The organism is Pseudomonas lactis (assembly GCF_001439845.1).
Lineage (GTDB): Bacteria > Pseudomonadota > Gammaproteobacteria > Pseudomonadales > Pseudomonadaceae > Aquipseudomonas > Aquipseudomonas lactis.
Genome location: NZ_JYLO01000003.1, coordinates 155,278 through 174,769, shown reverse-complemented (window position 1 = coordinate 174,769; position 19,492 = coordinate 155,278). Strand labels below are relative to the sequence as shown.

The following is a 19,492-nucleotide window of genomic DNA, read 5'->3' as shown; positions in this document are numbered from 1 at the left end:
AACCGCTAATCGAGGACTGCACCGATGACTCGTCTGACCGCGAAAGACTTTGCTCCCGAACTGCTGGAACTCTACGACGGCTACGCCCATGGCAAGATCAACCGCCGCGAATTTCTCGACCGCGCTGCACTGTTCACCCTCGGTGGCCTCACCGCTTCGGCCTTGCTCACGGCCCTGAGCCCCAACTACGCCTTGGCCGAACAGGTGAAGTTCACCGACCCGGACATCGTCGCCGACTACATCACCTACCCCTCGCCCAAAGGCAACGGCACCGTGCGCGGCTACCTGGTGCGCCCAGCCAAGGCCGCAGGCAAGCTGCCCGCCGTGGTGGTGGTGCATGAAAACCGGGGCCTGAACCCCTATATCGAAGACGTTGCCCGACGCCTGGCCAAGGCCGGCTTTATCGCCCTGGCCCCGGACGGCCTGACCTCGGTGGGCGGCTACCCTGGCAATGATGAAAAAGGCGTGGCACTGCAACAGACGGTCGACCCGACCAAACTGATGAACGACTTCTTCGCCGCCATCGAATGGCTGATGCACCACGACAGCAGCACGGGCAAGGTCGGCATCACCGGGTTCTGTTATGGCGGCGGCGTGACCAATGCAGCGGCGGTGGCCTACCCGGAACTGGGCGCGGCAGTGTCGTTCTACGGGCGCCAACCCGACGCCAAAGACGTGCCGCGCATCAAGGCGCCGATCATGTTGCATTTCGGTGAGCTGGATACCCGCATCAATGAAGGCTGGCCGGCGTATGAACAGGCATTGCAGGCGGCGGGTACCACGTATGAGGCATTTATCTACAAGGGCGCCAACCACGGTTTTCATAATGATTCGACGCCGCGTTATGACGAGGCAGCGGCGAACCTTGCCTGGGAACGCACTTTAGGGTGGTTCGGCAAATACCTCGCCTAGCCAAGCGCTAACTGTGGGAGCTGGCTTGCCCGCGAAGGCGGTGTATCAGTCGCTGCACCTGTTACTGCACGACCGCTTTCGCAGGCAAGCCAGCTCCCACATTGGGTCTTCGTTGCTTTGGGCATGGCGTTCGCTTAACTGATTGGAAAATCCCTCGCACATCAGGCAACACTCGTCTGCAGCCACCCTTTGAACGCCAACATCGCGGGTGTTTCAGCCCGCGACTGCAAGCGCGTCAGCCAATAGCTGCCGGTGGTGATCCCCACCTCGAACGGCTGGCGGATCACATCGCTCTCCAATTGCCGCGAGAACATCAGGGCTGGCGCCAGTGCTACCCCAGCCCCTTGCAGCGCGGCCTCCATCATCGCCAGCGAGGAGTCGAACACCACGCTGCGCGGCACCCGGGTATCGCCGGGCAAACCGGCGGCCTGGAACCACAGGTTCCACTCATCGGCACGGTAGGAACGCAGCAAGGTGTGCTTCAACACGTCAGCCGGGCTACGCAGTTGTTCGGCAAGCTGCGGCACACACAACACCGTCAACGGTACCTCAAGCAAAGGGCAGGCATCGGTGCCGTGCCAGGCGCCGGCGCCAAAGCGGATGGCATAATCCAGGCCCTCGGCGGCGACATCCACGCGGTTGTTGTGGGTGGACAAGCGCAAGTCGATCAACGGGTAGCGGCTATGAAAATCCGCCAGGCGCGGCAACAACCAGCCCACCGCAAAGGTACCGACCGCCCCCACGGTCAATACTTCACGGTAATGCCCGCCTTCAAACTGATCCAAGGTCAGGGCAATACGGTCGAAGGCGTCACGCAGCACGGGCAGCAGGGATTCGCCTTCGCTGGTGAGCATCAAGCCCCGTGGCAGGCGCTTGAACAGCGTGACGTTGAGTTGTGCTTCGAGGCTTTTGACCTGATGACTGACCGCCGCTTGGGTCACGCATAACTCGATGGCCGCACGGGTAAAGCTCAAATGCCGCGCCGACGCGTCGAAGGCGCGCAAGGCATTGAGCGGCAGATGGGAACGCAACATGACTTGGCCCAAATTTTTCTAATGGCTGGTGCGAGATATCATCGTTTGCCCGCTCCCGGAAATCCACCTACATTTGCCACGCCTGCGCAGGCTCCGATCGTCACTGCCTTACTTACATGGAAGCGAAGCATGAAACACACCCTGAAAAAATATGCGATCTCAGCCTTGTTGCTTGGGGCTGGCAGCTGCATGGCCGCCACCGATATGCGCCAGGTCGTGGACAGCCACGTCACCCCTCTGATGAAACAGCAAGGCATCGCCGGCCTGACGGTCGCGGTCGTCCAACACGGCAGGGTGCAATACTTTAATTACGGCGTCGCCGCCAAGGACACTCAAGCACCTGTCACCGAAAACACCCTGTTCGAAATCGGCTCAGTGAGCAAAACCTTCAACGCCACCCTTGGTGGGTATGCCCAGGCTATCGGCAAGCTCAAGCTGTCGGACATGACCAGCCAACACCTGCCCGTGCTGGCTGGCAGCGCGTTCGATCGCATCAGCCTGCTGCAACTGGCGACCTATACCCCCGGCGGCCTGACGCTGCAGTTTCCGGACGCCGCCGACAGCGCCACCACCATGATGGAATATTTCCAGCATTGGAAACCCACTTATGCGCCGGGGGAACAGCGCCTGTATTCCAACCCCAGTATTGGCCTGTTCGGTTACGCGACAGCAAAAAGCCTGGGCCTGCCGTTCACCGTCGCCATGGAAAAAACCCTGCTGCCCAAGCTGGGCTTGACCAACACCTATACCCGCGTGCCCGCCGACAAGGCCGGCCTCTACGCCCAGGGCTATGACAGCCAGCAGAAACCAGTACGCGTCAACCCCGGCGCCCTGGACTTCGAAGCCTACGGTATCAAGAGCAGCAGCCAGGACCTGGCCCGCTACGTGATCGCCAACATGCACCCGCAAACCCTGGAACAACCGGTGCAGCAGGCCATTGCCACCACTCACGCCGGCTACTACACCGTCAACGGCATGACCCAGGGCCTGGGCTGGGAACGCTACCCCTACCCCATCGCCCTGCAAGCGTTGCTTGACGGCAACTCCACACCGATGGCGATGGAGCCGCACAAGGTTAACTGGCTCAAACCTGCCCAGGCGCAGCCTGCCAACGTGCTCTACAACAAAACCGGCTCCACCGGCGGCTTTGGCGCCTATGTGGCGTTTGTGCCAAGCAAGGACATGGGTGTGGTGATCCTCGCCAACAAGAACTACCCGAATGCCGAGCGGGTGAAAGTGGCGTATGCGATCTTGAGTGCGATGGATAACTGAAGCCGGCAATACCCCCGATGGGCGGGGGCTGACCTTAGCGTTGGCGGTGCACGTTTGAAGATCGCCGGCCTCTAGGTACAATCACCGCCCTCTCCCACTCCCCCAAGGATCCGCCATGTCCGGGCTTGAACTGTTCGCCGCCGCCCTGGGGGTGATCGCCGTCTGGCTGACGGTCAAACAAAACCCTTGGTGCTGGCCCATCGGCTTGGTGATGGTGCTGCTCTACACCTGGGTGTTCTTTGAGGTCAAGCTCTACTCCGACATGCTCCTGCAAGTGGTCTATGCGGCCTTGCAGGTGTATGGCTGGTGGCAGTGGACCCGCGCCGGCGAGGTCAAGCAGGGCCGCCAAGTCACGAGCCTGGGCGTGCCGGCGATCATGGCCAGCCTGGCTGTGGGTGCCGTCGGCAGTCTGCTGCTGGGCGCCGCCATGGCCCACTGGACCGACGCCGCCCAGCCTTGGCTCGACGCCGCGCTCACCGGTTTCAGCCTGGTGGCGCAAATGTGGATGGCGCAAAAACGTGTGCAGTGCTGGGCCTTGTGGATCGTGGTGGATGTGATCTTCGTCGGCCTGTTCCTTTACAAAGGCCTCTACCTCACCGCCGCGCTCTACGCACTGTTTACCGTGATTGCCGTGCAAGGCTGGCGCGAGTGGCGCGCCGACCCGGCGTTGCGCGCATGAAGGTGGTGGTATTGGCAGGCCCCGAATCCAGCGGCAAGAGCTGGCTGGCGGCGCAGTTGCACGCGCACTTCGGCGGGTTGATGGTAGGGGAATATGTGCGCTACTTCATCGATCAGCATCAGCGCGACACCACCCTGGCGGATATCCCGGCCATTGCCCAAGGCCAGTTGGCCTGGGAGGATGCCGCCCGCGCCAAACGCCCCGCGTTGCTGATCCTCGACACCCACCTGCTCACCAACAGGCTCTGGAGCCAGACCCTGTTCGGCGACTACCCCGGCTGGCTGGATGACGAACTTCTGGCGCGGCATTACGACCTGCACCTGCTGCTCTCCCCCGAAGACGTGGAATGGAGTGCCGACGGCCAGCGCTGCCAGCCGGAACTGGCGGATAGGCAGGCGTTTTTCCAGGCCAGTCTGGAATGGATGCAGCAGCACCAACAGCCACTGGTGGTGATTCGCGGGGGCTGGGAACAACGGCGCCAGGCGGCGTTTGCCGCGGTAACGCAGTTGCTGTAGGAGCGAGCTTGCTCGCGAAAAACGTCAACGATAACGCGTGTTTTCTGGATAAACGCGGCGCCTGTGAGTTTTCGCGAGCAAGCTCGCTCCTACAGGATGACATTGGGGCAAGCCCCTTTACTCGGCATACGCCCACGTCATCCGAAACGACGCCCCGCCCCATTCCGAATCCAGCACCTCAACTTGCCCGCCATGCCACTGGCTGACACGCTTGACCAGCGCCAGGCCCAGGCCAAACCCGCCTGTGCGGCGGTCGCGGCTGGCGTCGAGGCGCAGGAAGGGTTCGAATATCTTGGTGCGCCCCTCCAGCGGCACCCCCGGTCCATCGTCGTTGACCCGCACTTCGTAACCGCTGCCAAACTTGACCAGCGACACTTCCACGCGGCGGTCGGCATAACGAATGGCGTTGCGCAGCAGGTTGATCACGGCCCGCGCCATAAAGCGTGGCTCGATCTGGATAACGTCCACCTCGCAGGTGCGCAACGACAGCTGCACCCCTTGCGCCTCGGCCTCCAGGGCCACGGCGCCTATAACACTGTCGAGCCAACTGTGGGCCTCGATATGCTCACGGGTGACCTGGGTGGCGCCCGGCTCAAGGCTGGCATAGGTCAACAGCTCGGAGACCATTTCTTCCAGCTCACCGAGGTCGGCGTACATGTCGTTGATCAGCGCTCGGCTTTGCCGTGGGTCGCTTTGTTGCCTGAGTTGATCAAGCTCGAATGACAACCGCGCAATCGGCGTGCGCAATTCATGGGAGACCGCGTTGGTGAGTTCGCGCTGGTTGGCGATCAAACCCTCGATGCGCTCGGCCATCTGGTTGAAGTGCCCGGCCAGGGAACGCACGGTGGAACGGCTCGGCAGCAGGATGCGCGAGCCCAGGTCGTTGTCACCGAAACGTTGCGCCGCCAGGCGAATGTGCTCCAGGTCGCGCCAGTGTGGGCGCACCCAGAAATACAGAACAATGGCCAGGCTCACGCCCAGGAAGCCGTAGGCCCACAGGTACAACCACTTGGGCTCTTCCGGCAATTTGATTTCGAGCAATTGGGGGCCGTCGTCGATAGGCGCGAGAAACTTCATGAAGTCTTCGCGCACCACCACCTGGCCAGCCGCGAGGAGTTTGTGTTCGCGCTCGCTCAAATCCTGGTTATCACGCTGCACCAGTTTGAGCCGCAAGCCGTAATGCGGTTGCAGTTCGTCCAGGCGTGCCTGGCGGGCCTCTGCCGGCACGGGGCGCAGCTGTTCCACCAAGGCCCACGCCGGTCCGCGCAGGGCTTCACGGTTATAGGTTTCGTTGGACTCGGGCATGTAGGTGTCCAGGCCGAAGTTCACCAGCCAGATCGACCCGGCCAGGCCGAGCGCAAGTATCACGTAAAGGCGCAGATACAAGCGCAGCATCTACACCTCCCACGCGAACGGATTGAACAGGTAGCCCTTGCCCCAGATGGTCTTGATGCACACCGGCTCGCGGGGGTTGTCATTGAGCTTGCCGCGCAGTTTGCTGATGTACACGTCTACGCTGCGGTTCAGCCCATCAAAGGCAATGCCGCGCATGCGGTTGAGGATATCGTCACGGGACAGAACCTTGCCCGAGCTGCTGGCCAGCAACCACAGCAACTCGAACTCCATGGTGGTGAGGTCAATGGTCTCGCCGCCCAGGCGCACCACCCGGCAACTGCGATCAATCGACAAGCGGCCGAACTCCAGAGCGCCGCGCATCGTGGGCTCGGGCACCTGGCGGCGCTGCAACGCACGTAGGCGCGCCAACAATACCGGCGGTTTGATCGGCTTGATCACGTAATCGTCAGCACCGGACTCAAGACCAAGGATATGGTCCAGGTCATCTTCCTTGGCGGTGAGGATCACGATGGGCGTGTCCGACACGTTGCGAATCTCGCGGCAGACATGCAGCCCGCTCTGACCCGGCAGCATCAGATCGAGCACGACGATCTTCGGCTTGAAATCCACGAACGCCGCCAGGGCTTCATCACCCCGGTACACCACCCGTACCTCGAAACCATGCTGCGACAGAAAATGCGAGACCAGCCCTGCCAGCTTTTCATCGTCCTCAACGAGCAGGACCTTGCCCAGACCCAGGTTTTCCATAAGTTCTCAGTGTGGATGCGCGGATTGAAAAAGGGCCATTATAGGTGGCAAGCTGGCCGACAGAAGCCGCTGGCCAGTACCCAGCGAAGAAGCTTCATGCTTTTAAGAGTTTTTAACAAATAGCCTGCACTTTTTAACGCCATTGACAGGGAGTTCCATGCGCAAGGATTACCTGGCGTTCTTCATTTCGCTGTTCCTTTCACGGCTGGCCGACCAGATTTTGCTGTTTATCGTGCCCTTGATCGTGTTCCAGACCACTCAAAGCGTGTCGTGGGCGGGTTTGGCGTTTTTTGTCGAGTCACTGCCGCGCTACCTGGCGTTTCCGGTATGCGGCGCGCTGTGCGACCGGTTTTCACCGGTGCGTATCCTGCATATCAGCCAGGTGTATCGGGCCTTGGCGTGTGTGGTGGCGATGGCGTGCTATGGGCTGTTCGACGGCATCCATTGGCTGGTGATGCTGTCCGCGCTTTGCGGCGTGTTGACCACCCAGGGCATCATGGCGCGGGAAGTGGTGATGCCGCATATCTTCGGGCAGTACACCTATGCCAAGACCTTGTCCTATTCGCAGATCGCCGACCAGGGCGGACTGGTGCTCGGGCCGTTGGTGGCGGCGCTGATGCTGGAAGTCTGGGCGTGGCCATGGGTAGTGCTGGGCGTCGCCGCGCTGTTTGTGCTGGCAGACCTGGCGATGCTGATCTGGCAGCGCAACACCACGGTGGACCTGCACATCCATGAACAACAGCCGGGTAACTGGCTGCAACCCCTGCGCACCGCTTTTGGCCACATCCTCAACCGGGTGGAGTTGAAACGCATCATCGTCCTGGCGGTCGGTGTGAACCTGATGGTCGGCGTGACGCTGGCTACCTCGGCTGCCATGGTCACTGGCCACTACGCAGCGGGCAAAGACGCCTATGCCCTGCTGCAAGCCGCCGGGGCGCTGGTGACAATCGCGATTCTGTTCTACCTGGCGCATTCATCACTGAAGCTGAAGGTACTGGGCGGGTTGTCGTACTCGATGATCACCGTCGGCGCGCTGATCACAGCGCTCAGCCCCGGCGTGTGGGCCTACACGGTGGGGTTCCTGCTGCTGACCGGCTTCGACAAGATGTTCAACGTGTACCTGCGCAGCACCCGCCAACGGGTGATTCCGGTGCAGGACTTCGGCAAGACCGTTGGCGTGATGACCTTGCTCAACAACCTGGCCCAGCCCTTGGCGGGCTTGATGATTGCCGTGTTGGCAGCGCCTTTGGGCACGCCAACGGTGATCCTGCTGCTGGCGGGGATCACCGCCTTGATCGGTGTGGCCGTGGCCTCAGGCTGGCACGCCACTGTGAAAGCGGAACTCGACGTCGGGTGATTCGATCAGGTCCTGCTCGGTGGCCCGCACCCGCTCGATCACCTGGGCGATGTCCTTGGCGTCGCCGTACTGGTAAGCCAGCTTCAAGTAACCCTGGAAGTGCCGCGCCTCGCTTTTGAGCAAGCCGAAATAGAACTTGCCGAGTTCTTCGTCCAAATGCGGCACCAGCGCTTCGAAACGCTCGCAACTGCGCGCTTCGATAAAGGCGCCCACCACCAGGGTGTCTACCAGCTTGACCGGCTCATGGCTGCGCACCACCTTGCGCAAACCCGAGGCATAACGCCCGGCGTGCAGTTGACGCAGCTCGACCTTGCGCTTTTTCATCAGGCGCATGACCTGCTCGTGGTGCACCAACTCTTCGCGGGCCAGGCGCGACATCATGTTGATCAGGTCAACGTGGCCGTAGTACTTGGCCATCAGGCTCAAGGCAGTGCTGGCGGCTTTGAATTCGCAGTTCTTGTGGTCGATCAGCAGGGTTTCCTGGTCGGCCAACGCGGCCTGGACCCAGGCATCAGGGGTGCGGCAGCCGAGGAATTCATGGATTTCGGGCAGGTTCATCGGGCTCACGGGCAAAGGATCACAAAAGGGCGCCGATTATACCGACCCCGCCGCAGACCACCAGCCACCGGCCTTGATGTGTATCAACATGACGGTTGCCGACCAGCAACTATAGTTATTCAACGCCCGCCCTTTTCAGGAGAACCCGACCATGCAAGCCATCCGCAGCATCCTGGTGGTCATCGAGCCCGAGCACTCCGAAAGCCTGGCACTCAAGCGTGCCAAGCTGATTGCCGGGGTGACCGACGCGCACCTGCACTTGCTGGTCTGTGACAAGAAACACGAGCATTCGGCGCTGTTGAGCCTGCTCAAGCAAGGCTTGACGGAAGACGGCTACAGCGTCACCACCGAGCAAGCATGGAACGACAGCCTGCATGAAACCATCATCGATGTGCAGCAAGCCGAAGGCTGCGGCCTGGTGATCAAGCAGCACTTCCTCGACAGCCCGCTGAAAAAAGCCCTGCTGACCCCGGCGGACTGGAAGTTGCTGCGCTATTGCCCAACGCCCGTGTTGCTGGTCAAGACCGCTACTCCCTGGGCGGGCGGCGTGATCCTGGCGGCCATCGACGTGGGCAACACAGACGGCGAACACCGCTCGCTGCACCATTGGATCATCGACCATGGCTTTGATATCGCCAGCCTGGCCAAAGCCAAATTGCATGTCATCAGTGCCCACCCGTCGCCCATGCTGTCGGCGGCCGACCCGACCTTTCAGCTCAAGGAAACCATCGAGGCGCGCTATCGCGAGCAGTGCAAGGCCTTCCAGGCCGAGTTCGACGTGGACGACAGTCACCTGCATATCAAGGAAGGCCCGGCCGATGTGCTGATTCCACACATGGCCCATCAGTTACGGGCGGCGGTGACCATCATCGGCACGGTGGCCCGCACGGGGATTTCCGGCGCGTTGATCGGCAATACCGCAGAAGTGGTGCTGGATGCGGTACAAAGCGATGTGCTGGTGCTCAAACCGCAGACGCTCATGGACCATCTGGAAGAGCTGGCGACCAAGCCCTGACACCGACCTTCAGGCAATGTAGATCAAATGTGGGAGCTGGCTTGCCTGCGATGGCGGTGGGTCAGCTGGCGCATTTGCTCCTGATACACCGCCATCGCAGGCAAGCCAGCTCCCACATTGACCTCGCCAGTCAGTTAACCCAGCGCATCTTTCAAGAACCCCGGCGCGATATAGCGCTGGTAATGCGCCTCGGACAAGATAAAGAACTCGCGATCAATGGCATCGCGCAGTTCAGGCAGCGCCCAGTCGCGAAACTCCGGCAACAGCACCATGCCATAGGCCTCCAGGTTATTGATCACCCGGGCCCCACGGGCGATCAACTGGTAGGCCCAGCAATACTCGGACTGGTGTGGCACAAAGCGAATCTTGCGTTGCTCCAACTGCCCGCGCAGGGTCTTGGGGTCGAAAACCTCCACTTTGCCGGCCATGACCTGCACCAACAGCTGCTCAAGCCTGAGCCAGACCGCGCGCTTTTCTTCTTCGTTATAGCCGTTCCACTGGATCACTTCATGGTGGAAGCGCTTGCATCCACGGCACACGAGATCGCCGTAGACCGTGGAACACAGGCCGACGCAGGGAGTCTTGATGGTTTGGTTGGGCATGGGCAATGACACGCAAATCCGCGAAACAGTGCGCCATGTTAGCCCTTTGTCTAAGGTTGATCACCCAGCAAACTTGAGCAGGCAACTTACCTTTAGATTTTTTTTGCCGTAGAATCACCCGGCCTTGTAAGGCGCCAATAATCCGCTGGAAGCTGTTTTCAAAGCGTCACGAGCACAGTCGTTCCTTCAGAACGGTGTTGGCGCAGGTTCGACCCGGTAGGTCAGAGCCCGCGCCAACCCTCATCAGCTCCGTTCTGCAGGCGTAAAACTTTGAAAGCAGCTTCTGTAAAGAAATGGCGGCAGCGCTGGCTTTGCGGCCCAAAAAGCCCCCGAGCGCATGCGTGCCGTTCATTTCTGGATGAGCGTCCCGTGGGACCACTGATGAGGGTAATAACTGTGCTTGAAGCCTACCGCAAACATATCGAAGAGCGTGCAGCACTGGGTATCGTTCCCCAGCCGCTTAACGCCGAACAAACCGCAGGCCTGGTCGAGCTGCTGAAAAATCCTCCGGCTGGCGAAGAAGAATTCCTCGTTGACCTGATCACCAACCGCATTCCACCAGGCGTTGACGAAGCCGCTTACGTCAAGGCCGGTTTCCTGTCTGCCCTGGCCAAGGGCGAAGCCACTTCCCCCCTGATCGACAAGAAACGCGCTGTTGAACTGCTCGGCACCATGCAGGGCGGCTACAACATCGTGACGTTGGTCGAGCTGCTGGACGACGCCGAACTGGCGCCCGTCGCGGCCGCCCAACTCAAGCACACCCTGCTGATGTTCGATGCGTTCCACGACGTCGCCGAAAAAGCCCGCAACGGCAACGAGCACGCCAAAGGCGTGATCCAGTCCTGGGCTGACGGCGAGTGGTTCCGCAACCGCCCTACCCTGGCCGACAAGATCAGCCTGCGCGTCTTCAAGGTCACCGGCGAAACCAACACCGACGACCTGTCGCCTGCGCCTGATGCCTGGTCCCGCCCTGACATCCCGCTGCACGCCCTGGCCATGCTGAAAATGGCCCGTGAAGGCATCGTGCCGGACGAGCAAGGCAAGACCGGCCCGATGAAGCAGATCGAAGAAATGCGCGGCCAAGGCTTCCCGATCGCCTACGTGGGCGACGTGGTCGGTACCGGTTCGTCGCGTAAATCGGCGACCAACTCGGTGCTGTGGTTCTTCGGCGACGACGTGCCGTATGTGCCGAACAAGCGTGCCGGCGGCTTCTGCTTCGGCAGCAAGATCGCTCCAATCTTCTACAACACCATGGAAGATGCTGGCGCACTGCCAATCGAATTCGACGTCACCAACATGAACATGGGCGACGTGATCGACCTGTACCCGCATGCTGGCAAAGTCTGCAAACACGGCACCGACGAAGTCCTGACCACGTTCGAAATGAAGACTCCGGTGCTGTTGGACGAAGTCCGCGCCGGCGGCCGTATCCCGCTGATCATCGGCCGTGGCCTGACCGACAAGGCACGCGCTGAGCTGGGCCTGGGCCCTACCGACCTGTTCAAGCTGCCTGAAGCGCCTGTCGACACCGGCAAGGGCTTCACCCTGGCGCAGAAAATGGTCGGCAAGGCCTGTGGCCTGCCAGAAGGCAAAGGCGTTCGTCCAGGCACTTACTGCGAGCCGAAGATGACCACCGTGGGGTCCCAGGACACCACCGGCCCAATGACCCGTGACGAACTCAAGGACCTGGCGTGCCTGGGCTTCTCGACCGATCTGGTGATGCAGTCCTTCTGCCACACCGCGGCTTACCCGAAGCCGATCGACGTGACCACCCACCACACCCTGCCTGACTTCATCATGACCCGTGGCGGTGTATCGCTGCGTCCGGGCGACGGCATCATCCACAGCTGGCTGAACCGTATGCTGCTGCCGGACACCGTCGGTACCGGTGGCGACTCCCACACCCGTTTCCCGATGGGCATCTCGTTCCCGGCCGGTTCTGGCCTGGTCGCGTTTGCCGCCGCCACCGGCGTCATGCCGCTGGACATGCCGGAATCGATTCTGGTGCGCTTCAAAGGCAAGATGAAACCTGGCATCACCCTGCGTGACCTGGTGCATGCCATTCCTTACTACGCGATCCAGGCTGGCCTGCTGACCGTAGAGAAGAAAGGCAAGAAGAACGCCTTCTCTGGCCGCATCCTGGAAATCGAAGGCCTGAACGACCTGACGCTGGAACAGGCTTTCGAGCTGTCCGACGCCTCGGCTGAACGTTCGGCTGCCGGTTGCACCATCAAGCTGTCCAAAGAGTCCGTCACCGAGTACCTGAACTCCAACATCACCCTGCTACGCTGGATGATCGGCGAAGGCTACGGCGATGCACGCACCCTGGAACGTCGCGCTCAAGCGATGGAAGCCTGGGTCGCCAACCCGGAGCTCATGGAAGCCGATGCCGACGCCGAATACGCCGAAATCATCGAAATCGACCTATCGGAAATCAACGAGCCGATCCTCTGCGCGCCAAACGACCCGGACGACGCCCGCCTGCTGTCCAGCGTCGCTGGCGAGAAGATCGACGAAGTGTTCATCGGTTCGTGCATGACCAACATCGGTCACTTCCGCGCTGCCGGTAAACTGCTGGAGCAGGTCAAGGGCCAGCTGCCAACCCGTCTGTGGCTGTCGCCGCCGACCAAAATGGACGCGCACCAACTGACCGAAGAAGGCTACTACGGCATCTACGGCAAGGCTGGCGCACGCATGGAAATGCCAGGCTGCTCGCTGTGCATGGGTAACCAGGCACGCGTTGAGCCAAACTCCACCGTGGTGTCGACCTCGACCCGTAACTTCCCGAACCGCCTGGGTGATGGTGCCAACGTCTACCTGGCGTCGGCAGAGCTGGCGGCCGTGGCCTCTACCCTGGGTCGCCTGCCGACCGTCGAAGAGTACATGGGCTACGCGGCGAAACTGGACACCATGGCCAGTGACGTCTACCGTTACCTGAACTTCGACCAGATCGCTGAGTTCCGTAAGATCGCAGCGAGCGCCAACATCCCGGTGATTCAAGCTTAACGGTGTGTTGATGTGAAAAACGCCGCGTATCGCAAGGTACGCGGCGTTTTTTTATGCCTGGAACTAACCATTACTGCCAACACAAAACAAATGTGGGAGCTGCGGCCCCTGTGGCGAGGGAGCTTGCTCCCGTGACGGCCTGACAGACGATGCTGATCTAACTGACGCACCGCGATCCAAATGTGGGAGCTGGCTTGCCTGCGAAGACGGCCTGCCAGCCGACACCATCCACCTGGCCGCCCCCCCCCCCACAATCCAAATGTAGGAGCGGGCTTGCTCGCGAAGGCGGCCTCACAGTCAACGCAGCTGGATTGTGTACATATCCATTGCTGCGGTAACAGCCACTTAGGGTTCCGCCCTGACGGCGGCTCACTTTCGAAAAGCGCGAAAGTAAGCAAAGCGCTCTTGCCCCACCACTCGGCACCTCGCTTAGGCTCGGTGTGCCCGTAATCCGCCAGCGCGGTTTAACGGGGCGCCTGAGATCAAGATCACAAGCAGATCAAGATCAAGAGCGGCTCGCTTCGCATCGTGGTTACCGTTGGCTGCTACAACCTACAAAATTGTGTAGATACCTATGCTGGACAGTCAGATAGACCGCATCAGGGCTCAGGCAAGCAGCGAATACACCAACGCCGTAATGGCAACCAAACCAACCGCAGTCACAAACACATTCGACGCCTGCCCACGGTACTTGGCCATGGCCGGCACCTTGCGGATGGCGTACATCGGCATCAGGAACAGAATCGACGCGATCACCGGCCCACCCAGGGTCTCGATCATGCCAAGGATACTCGGGTTGAGCGTGGCGACGATCCAGCACACCACCAACATGAAGGCTGCGGTCATGCGGTCCAGGGTCTTGGGTGCCGGGCGGCGGCCAGTCTTGACCACCAGGCCCTTGAGGCCCTCGCTGGCGCCGATGTAGTGGCCCAGGAACGACTTGGCAATCGCCACGAACGCAATCAACGGTGCGGCAAAGGCAATCGTCGGGTTATCGAAGTGGTTGGCCAGGTACGACAGAATCGACAGGTTCTGCGCTTTCGCTTCGGCCAACTGTGCGGGCGACAGGGTCAGCACGCAACTGAACACAAAGAACAGCACCATCGCCACCATCAGCAGGTGCGCGCGGGAGAGGATCTGCGAACTGCGCTCCTCGGCGTTTGCGCCGTACTGGCGCTTCTGGTCCACCGCGAAGGCCGAGATGATCGGCGAGTGGTTGAACGAGAACACCATCACCGGAATCGCCAGCCATAGCGTATTGAGCAGCGCCGACGGTGCCGGCACCTCACTGGCGGTGCTGAGAATGCCACCATTCCAGTGCGGCACCAGGTACACGGCCAGGAACAGCAAGGCCACAATAAACGGGTACACCATCAAGCTCATGGCCTTGACGATCACTTGCTCACCGCAACGCACCACGGCCAGCAAACCCAGGATCAACACAAACGCCAGGATGGCCCGGGGCGGCGGCAGGATATGCAGCTGGTGCTCCATGAAGCTGCTGACGGTATTGGTCAGCGCCACGCTGTAGATCAGCAGGATCGGGAAGATCGCAAAGAAGTACAGCAAGGTGATCAGCGCACCGGCCTTGATACCGAAATGCTCTTCAACCACGTCGGTGATGTCGGAACCTTCACGGCCGGACAGCACGAAACGGGTCAGCCCACGGTGGGCAAAGAACGTCATCGGGAAGGCCAGCAACGCCAGGATCACCAGCGGCCAGAAGCCCCCCAGGCCCGCGTTGATAGGCAAGAACAAAGTACCGGCGCCAATGGCGGTACCGAATAGCCCGAGCATCCAGGTAGTGTCCTGGCGGCTCCAGCTTGTGAGCGTTGCAGGTGTCGTTGCATAGCGTTCGTCGACGCTATTGGCCTGATCATTCATCCGGTCGGATCTCCGCATTCACACGGCCAGGACGAGTCAGAAAAACCTGACAGGCAGCGCCCTGACCATAACAAGGGCCGGATTGTCCGGGATTCTCTTGGAGAAGCAAAGACTTAGCTGAGGAATGGTTAGGCGGTGCATCTGTTCAAGGGCGGCTATTCGTAAAGGATCTGGATGACCGAGGTGCCGTACGAACAGCCCTGCTTTTTCCTCTAACACGTCAAACTTACAAGAAGATTCCGACAATAAGTTCAGAACTTGCCCGCTTAAAAGTCATATTCTTAACCCTACAACACCTCAACTGTTTCAGAACCATACACAGGTATTGAGCCTGCACAAATTCACACACTAATATCTTCGCGCACCGATCAAAAATACGACAACACCACTGAATCCACGTTTAAGGAGTTTGATGATGCGAAAACTCACCGCTACTTTTGCCGGCTTATTTTTTGCGGGGTTATTAGGCGCCCAGTCAAGTCACGCGACACCTGTTGATCCCGAGGTGGACATTCGTGCCTTGGCCTCTTCGCCTCAATGGCTGACGACTAAGGTTTATATAGAGGGCGAACCACAAAACGACGTCAAAGCCAAGTACCCCGGCGTGGTTGGCATTTCCATGTGGGACCCACAACGCAATCGTTATGAGTTCTTCTATACCGATACGGGGCGCTCGAAACACCCTGACGGTGGGGGCGGCTATTTTATGGTCACTGGCGACAAACAGACCCACATCCTGGTACCCGACCTGGGCCCTCACCGCACCATCGTCAGAAGGTTGGAAAAACTGGATAACACTGAATTTACTTATTCTCGCGAAGTCCCGCGCGACATGGTAGCAACTAACCCGCCCGTTCGAATCTACGTGGTGCACGCGCCTTACAGCGGGCCGATAAAGACTCAGATGTCAAACTAATCAATTCACTTATCGCCAACCATAAAAATCAATAACAAACGAGGCACTTCAATATGAATATACACACGCACCTGAAGTCAATGTTAATACCCGCACTGTTGGCGGCCACGCTGTTACCCACTGCATCCGAGGTACGTGCTAATGCGGCCCCGACAGCAAAAAATGTCGCCGTCACCTCCGATAACGCAGTGATGTTGACCGTCTTTCTTAAACACGATCAATCCCGACCGCTGAGTGAATTAAAAGCCCAACTGGCCAAGCAGGAATTTCACAAGGTATTCCCGCCCGCAGGTGTAGAAGTCGTCAGCTGGAATATCACCATGGGCATCGGGCAAGTCATCGTGTTGCGCCTGCCGGCGTCGCGTCTGGCGGCGGTCAACCTCGCCATCGAGAACACGGCGTGGGGTGCATACAAGACAGAGTTCTTCCCCACATACGATTTCATGCCGATAGCCCATAGAGAGCAAGCCCAGGCACGGCAGGCGGGGACGGCTGAATAATGGGTGCCCTCAGCTAAGCCACCGAGCTTCCCACGCTTGGATTGCGCAGCTCGCCGCGTATGGCGTTCTGCGCAATAGCCAGTGTTTGACTCATCCAGCATTCTTGCGGGAGGTCAGCGCAATAACGGGTAGGTTCGGTGCATACTCATGCTCTCAAACCCCTCAGGAAGAGCCTTGCGATGCCCACCACTGTTCTGGTCCTGGTTGAAACCATCAACGAATACCTGCAAATCATCGAAAGCAGCGACTTCCATGTGATCCTGGCGCCGACGCCCGCTGAACGTGCCCAGGCGATCAAGACCCATGGTGGGCAGATCCAGGCCGTGCTGACCCGTGGCCCATTAGGGCTTTACGCCGAGGAAATCGCCGCGCTGCCCTTGCTGGAGATTATCTGCGTGATCGGCGCCGGCTACGAGCATGTAGACCTGCAGGCGGCGAGCAACCGTGGGATTGTGGTCACCAACGGCGCCGGCGTGAACGCCCCGTCGGTGGCCGATCACGCCATGGCACTGTTGCTGGCGCTGGTGCGTGGCATTCCCCAGACAGATGCGGCGGTACGGCGCGGCGAATGGCCGAAGGTGATGCGCCCTTCCATCAGCGGTAAACACCTGGGGATTGTCGGGCTGGGCGCGGTGGGCATGGAGATTGCGCGGCGCGCCGCCCTGGGGTTCGGCATGGAGGTGAGTTATCACAACCGCCAACCCCGCGATGACGTGGATTACACCTACTGTGCGACGGCCGTGGAGCTGGCGCGCACCTCGGACTTCCTGGTGCTGGCCACGCCCGGCGGTGCCAGCACTCGCCACCTGATCGACCGCCACGCTCTGGACGCCCTGGGGCCGCACGGTTTTCTGATCAATATTGGCCGCGGCAGCGTGGTGGTGACCGCCGACCTGGTCGCCGCGCTGGAACAGCGACGCATCGGCGGCGCCGCGCTGGACGTATTTGACGATGAACCCGCAGTGCCCGATGCCCTCAAGCGCCTGAGCAATACCGTGCTGACGTCCCACGTGGCCGGGCTGTCCCCGGAAGCGGTCCATGACACGGTGCAGCGCGTCGCTGACAACCTGGTGGAATACTTTGCCGGCCGCCCCGTGCTTACACCGGTAGCCTTGCCAGCGCCGGCAAAATGACCGATCAGGCACGCTGATCACGCTTCAACACGCTAACCTATTAAGCCGCCCCGACCTTGTCGCTGGGCGGGTGTGCGCATTAGATTAGGAAATAGTCCAAGGCCTTTAGAATAAGCAGAAGGGATAAGCATGGCGCTGAACGACCAATCGACCCAGATTCGCCCAGGCGAAGAACTTGATGCCAGCCTGATCGATCCCTACCTCAAGGCCCATATCCCGGGCTTGGATGGCACGCCCACCATCAGCCAGTTTCCGGGCGGTGCGTCGAACCTGACCTACCTGCTGGAATACCCCGGCCAGGAATTTGTGCTGCGTCGCCCACCGTTTGGCCACAAGGCCAAGTCTGCCCACGACATGGGCCGCGAATACCGCATTCTCAACCAGCTTAAAGATGGCTTCCCGTACTGCCCCAAAGCCTATGTGCACTGCACCGATGAATCGGTGATTGGTGCCGAGTTCTATGTGATGGAGCGCGTCAACGGCATCATCCTGCGGTCCGACCTGCCGGCTGAACTGGACCTGGACGCCACCCGCACCGAAGCCTTGTGCAAAAGCTTTATCGACAAATTCGTCGAACTGCACCAGGTCGACTACACCGCCTGCGGCCTGGCCGACCTGGGCAAGCCCGAAGGCTACGTGGCGCGGCAGATTCGCGGCTGGAGCGAGCGCTATGAAAAAGCCCTGACGCCCGATGCACCAAAGTGGGAGGCGGTACGCGCCTGGCTCAACGACAAGATGCCAGCCGATCACCCCACCTCCAGCATCGTGCACAACGATTACCGCTTCGACAACGTGATCCTCGACCCGCACAACCCGATGCAGATCATCGGCGTGCTGGACTGGGAACTCACCACCCTGGGCGACCCGCTGATGGACCTGGGCAACACCCTCGCCTACTGGATCGAGGCCGCGGACCCGGCCCCAGTGCAACTGATGCGCCGCCAGCCGAGCAACGCCCCCGGCATGCTCACCCGCCGCCAGTTTGTCGACTACTACGCCGAGCGCTCCGGCATCCAGATCGACAATTTCGATTTCTATTACACCTACGGCCTGTTCCGCCTGGCCGGGATTGTGCAGCAGATTTACTACCGCTTCTTCCATGGCCAGACCCAGGACAAACGCTTCGCGCAGTTCATCCACATGAACAAACTGCTGGAGCAGATGAGCCTGAATGTCATCGGCAAATCAGCGCTCTGAGTGCAACTACAAGGAACCCTCATGTCCAAGACCAACCTGTTCGACCTCGACGGCAAGATTGCGTTTGTTTCCGGCGCCAGCCGTGGCATCGGTGAGGCCATCGCCAAGTTACTGGCCCAGCAAGGTGCCCATGTGATTGTCTCCAGCCGTAAGCTGGAGGGCTGCCAGCACGTGGCTGATGCGATCATCGCCGACGGCGGCAAAGCCACGGCCATTGCCTGCCATATTGGTGAAATGGAGCAGATCACCCAGGTGTTCGCCGGCATCCGCGAACAGTTCGGCCGCCTGGATATCCTGGTCAACAACGCCGCCACCAACCCGCAGTTCTGCAACGTACTGGACACCGACCTGGGTGCATTCCAGAAGACCGTTGATGTGAATATCCGTGGCTACTTCTTCATGTCGGTGGAAGCCGGCAAGCTGATGCGCGAGAACGGCGGCGGCAGCATCATCAACGTGGCCTCGATCAACGGCATCTCGCCGGGCGTGTTCCAGGGCATCTACTCGGTGACCAAGGCCGCCGTGATCAACATGACCAAAGTATTTGCCAAGGAATGTGCCGCCTTTGGCATCCGTTGCAATGCCCTGCTGCCGGGCCTGACCGATACCAAGTTCGCCTCGGCGCTGGTCAAGAACGATTCGATCCTGAAAATGGCCTTGGCGCAAATCCCGCTCAAGCGCGTCGCCGCCCCCAGCGAAATGGCCGGTGCGGTGCTGTACCTGGCCAGTGACGCGTCAAGCTACACCACCGGCGTTTCGCTGAATGTGGACGGTGGTTTCTTGTCCTGAAGCCAGGCGCCGCCGGTGGC

General features: G+C 60.3%; 18 protein-coding genes. 12 read left to right on the top strand and 6 right to left on the bottom strand.

Annotated elements, in window-relative coordinates; all coding sequences use genetic code 11:
* Positions 1-24: 24 nt before the first annotated feature.
* Positions 25-912, top strand: coding sequence for a YghX family hydrolase (gene yghX / locus TX24_RS05850; protein WP_003190845.1), 888 nt, complete (start codon positions 25-27; stop codon positions 910-912).
* 161 nt (positions 913-1,073) lie between these two features.
* Here the strand turns inward: yghX and TX24_RS05845 are convergent, their stop codons facing one another.
* Positions 1,074-1,946: a LysR family transcriptional regulator gene (locus tag TX24_RS05845; protein WP_057709882.1), complete on the bottom strand. Its 873-nt coding sequence runs from the start codon at positions 1,944-1,946 to the stop codon at positions 1,074-1,076.
* A 129-nt stretch (positions 1,947-2,075) separates the two neighbouring features.
* Here TX24_RS05845 and ampC point away from each other — a divergent pair, with 129 nt between their 5' ends.
* From ampC to TX24_RS05830, 3 genes are all read left to right on the top strand, one after another.
* Positions 2,076-3,218, top strand: coding sequence for a class C beta-lactamase (gene ampC, locus TX24_RS05840; RefSeq protein ID WP_057709881.1), 1,143 nt, complete (start codon positions 2,076-2,078; stop codon positions 3,216-3,218).
* A gap of 115 nt (positions 3,219-3,333) precedes the next feature.
* Entirely contained in the window at positions 3,334-3,897 is a 564-nt protein-coding gene (gene pnuC / locus TX24_RS05835) for a nicotinamide riboside transporter PnuC (RefSeq protein ID WP_003190841.1), read from the top strand.
* Positions 3,894-4,412, top strand: coding sequence for an AAA family ATPase (locus TX24_RS05830; RefSeq protein WP_003190840.1), 519 nt, complete (start codon positions 3,894-3,896; stop codon positions 4,410-4,412). The genes pnuC and TX24_RS05830 overlap by 4 nt, the downstream gene beginning before the upstream one ends.
* Positions 4,413-4,529: 117 nt before the next feature.
* Here the strand turns inward: TX24_RS05830 and TX24_RS05825 are convergent, their stop codons facing one another.
* Complete coding sequence (locus TX24_RS05825; RefSeq protein ID WP_057709880.1) at positions 4,530-5,807, bottom strand: ATP-binding protein; 1,278 nt, start codon at positions 5,805-5,807, stop codon at positions 4,530-4,532.
* Positions 5,808-6,515 carry a response regulator gene (locus TX24_RS05820; RefSeq protein WP_057709879.1) on the bottom strand — a complete coding sequence of 236 codons (708 nt, stop codon included), beginning with the start codon at positions 6,513-6,515 and terminating at the stop codon, positions 5,808-5,810.
* 157 nt (positions 6,516-6,672) lie between these two features.
* Between TX24_RS05820 and TX24_RS05815 the strand changes: the two genes are divergently transcribed.
* Positions 6,673-7,872 (top strand): MFS transporter, encoded by a 1,200-nt coding sequence (locus TX24_RS05815; RefSeq protein ID WP_057709878.1) that lies wholly within the window; start codon positions 6,673-6,675, stop codon positions 7,870-7,872.
* On the opposite strand, the gene TX24_RS05810 is transcribed toward TX24_RS05815, so the two are convergent.
* Positions 7,828-8,430 (bottom strand): MiaE family protein, encoded by a 603-nt coding sequence (locus TX24_RS05810; protein WP_032892116.1) that lies wholly within the window; start codon positions 8,428-8,430, stop codon positions 7,828-7,830. The genes TX24_RS05815 and TX24_RS05810 overlap by 45 nt on opposite strands.
* Before the next feature lie 151 nt (positions 8,431-8,581).
* Here TX24_RS05810 and TX24_RS05805 point away from each other — a divergent pair, with 151 nt between their 5' ends.
* Positions 8,582-9,445 carry a universal stress protein gene (locus tag TX24_RS05805; RefSeq protein WP_057709877.1) on the top strand — a complete coding sequence of 288 codons (864 nt, stop codon included), beginning with the start codon at positions 8,582-8,584 and terminating at the stop codon, positions 9,443-9,445.
* A 134-nt stretch (positions 9,446-9,579) separates the two neighbouring features.
* Here TX24_RS05805 and TX24_RS05800 read toward each other — a convergent pair whose 3' ends face one another.
* Complete coding sequence (locus tag TX24_RS05800; RefSeq protein ID WP_003190830.1) at positions 9,580-10,047, bottom strand: DUF1289 domain-containing protein; 468 nt, start codon at positions 10,045-10,047, stop codon at positions 9,580-9,582.
* Between the two features lie 396 nt (positions 10,048-10,443).
* Between TX24_RS05800 and acnB the strand changes: the two genes are divergently transcribed.
* Entirely contained in the window at positions 10,444-13,053 is a 2,610-nt protein-coding gene (gene acnB, locus TX24_RS05795) for a bifunctional aconitate hydratase 2/2-methylisocitrate dehydratase (RefSeq protein WP_003190828.1), read from the top strand.
* A 606-nt stretch (positions 13,054-13,659) separates the two neighbouring features.
* On the opposite strand, the gene TX24_RS05790 is transcribed toward acnB, so the two are convergent.
* Positions 13,660-14,937, bottom strand: a complete 1,278-nt coding sequence (locus TX24_RS05790; RefSeq protein ID WP_003190826.1) for a serine/threonine transporter — start codon at positions 14,935-14,937, stop codon at positions 13,660-13,662.
* Between the two features lie 415 nt (positions 14,938-15,352).
* Between TX24_RS05790 and TX24_RS05785 the strand changes: the two genes are divergently transcribed.
* The 5 genes from TX24_RS05785 (at position 15,353) to TX24_RS05765 (ending at position 19,472) form a co-directional block, all read left to right on the top strand.
* Entirely contained in the window at positions 15,353-15,853 is a 501-nt protein-coding gene (locus TX24_RS05785; RefSeq protein ID WP_057709876.1) for a DUF4822 domain-containing protein, read from the top strand.
* Between the two features lie 53 nt (positions 15,854-15,906).
* Positions 15,907-16,353: a hypothetical protein gene (locus tag TX24_RS05780; protein WP_003190820.1), complete on the top strand. Its 447-nt coding sequence runs from the start codon at positions 15,907-15,909 to the stop codon at positions 16,351-16,353.
* Positions 16,354-16,532: 179 nt separating this feature from the next.
* Positions 16,533-17,486 (top strand): 2-hydroxyacid dehydrogenase, encoded by a 954-nt coding sequence (locus TX24_RS05775; protein ID WP_057709875.1) that lies wholly within the window; start codon positions 16,533-16,535, stop codon positions 17,484-17,486.
* Positions 17,487-17,615: 129 nt separating this feature from the next.
* Positions 17,616-18,683 (top strand): phosphotransferase family protein, encoded by a 1,068-nt coding sequence (locus tag TX24_RS05770; RefSeq protein ID WP_057709874.1) that lies wholly within the window; start codon positions 17,616-17,618, stop codon positions 18,681-18,683.
* A gap of 21 nt (positions 18,684-18,704) precedes the next feature.
* Positions 18,705-19,472: an SDR family oxidoreductase gene (locus TX24_RS05765; RefSeq protein ID WP_003190816.1), complete on the top strand. Its 768-nt coding sequence runs from the start codon at positions 18,705-18,707 to the stop codon at positions 19,470-19,472.
* Positions 19,473-19,492: the final 20 nt, after the last annotated feature.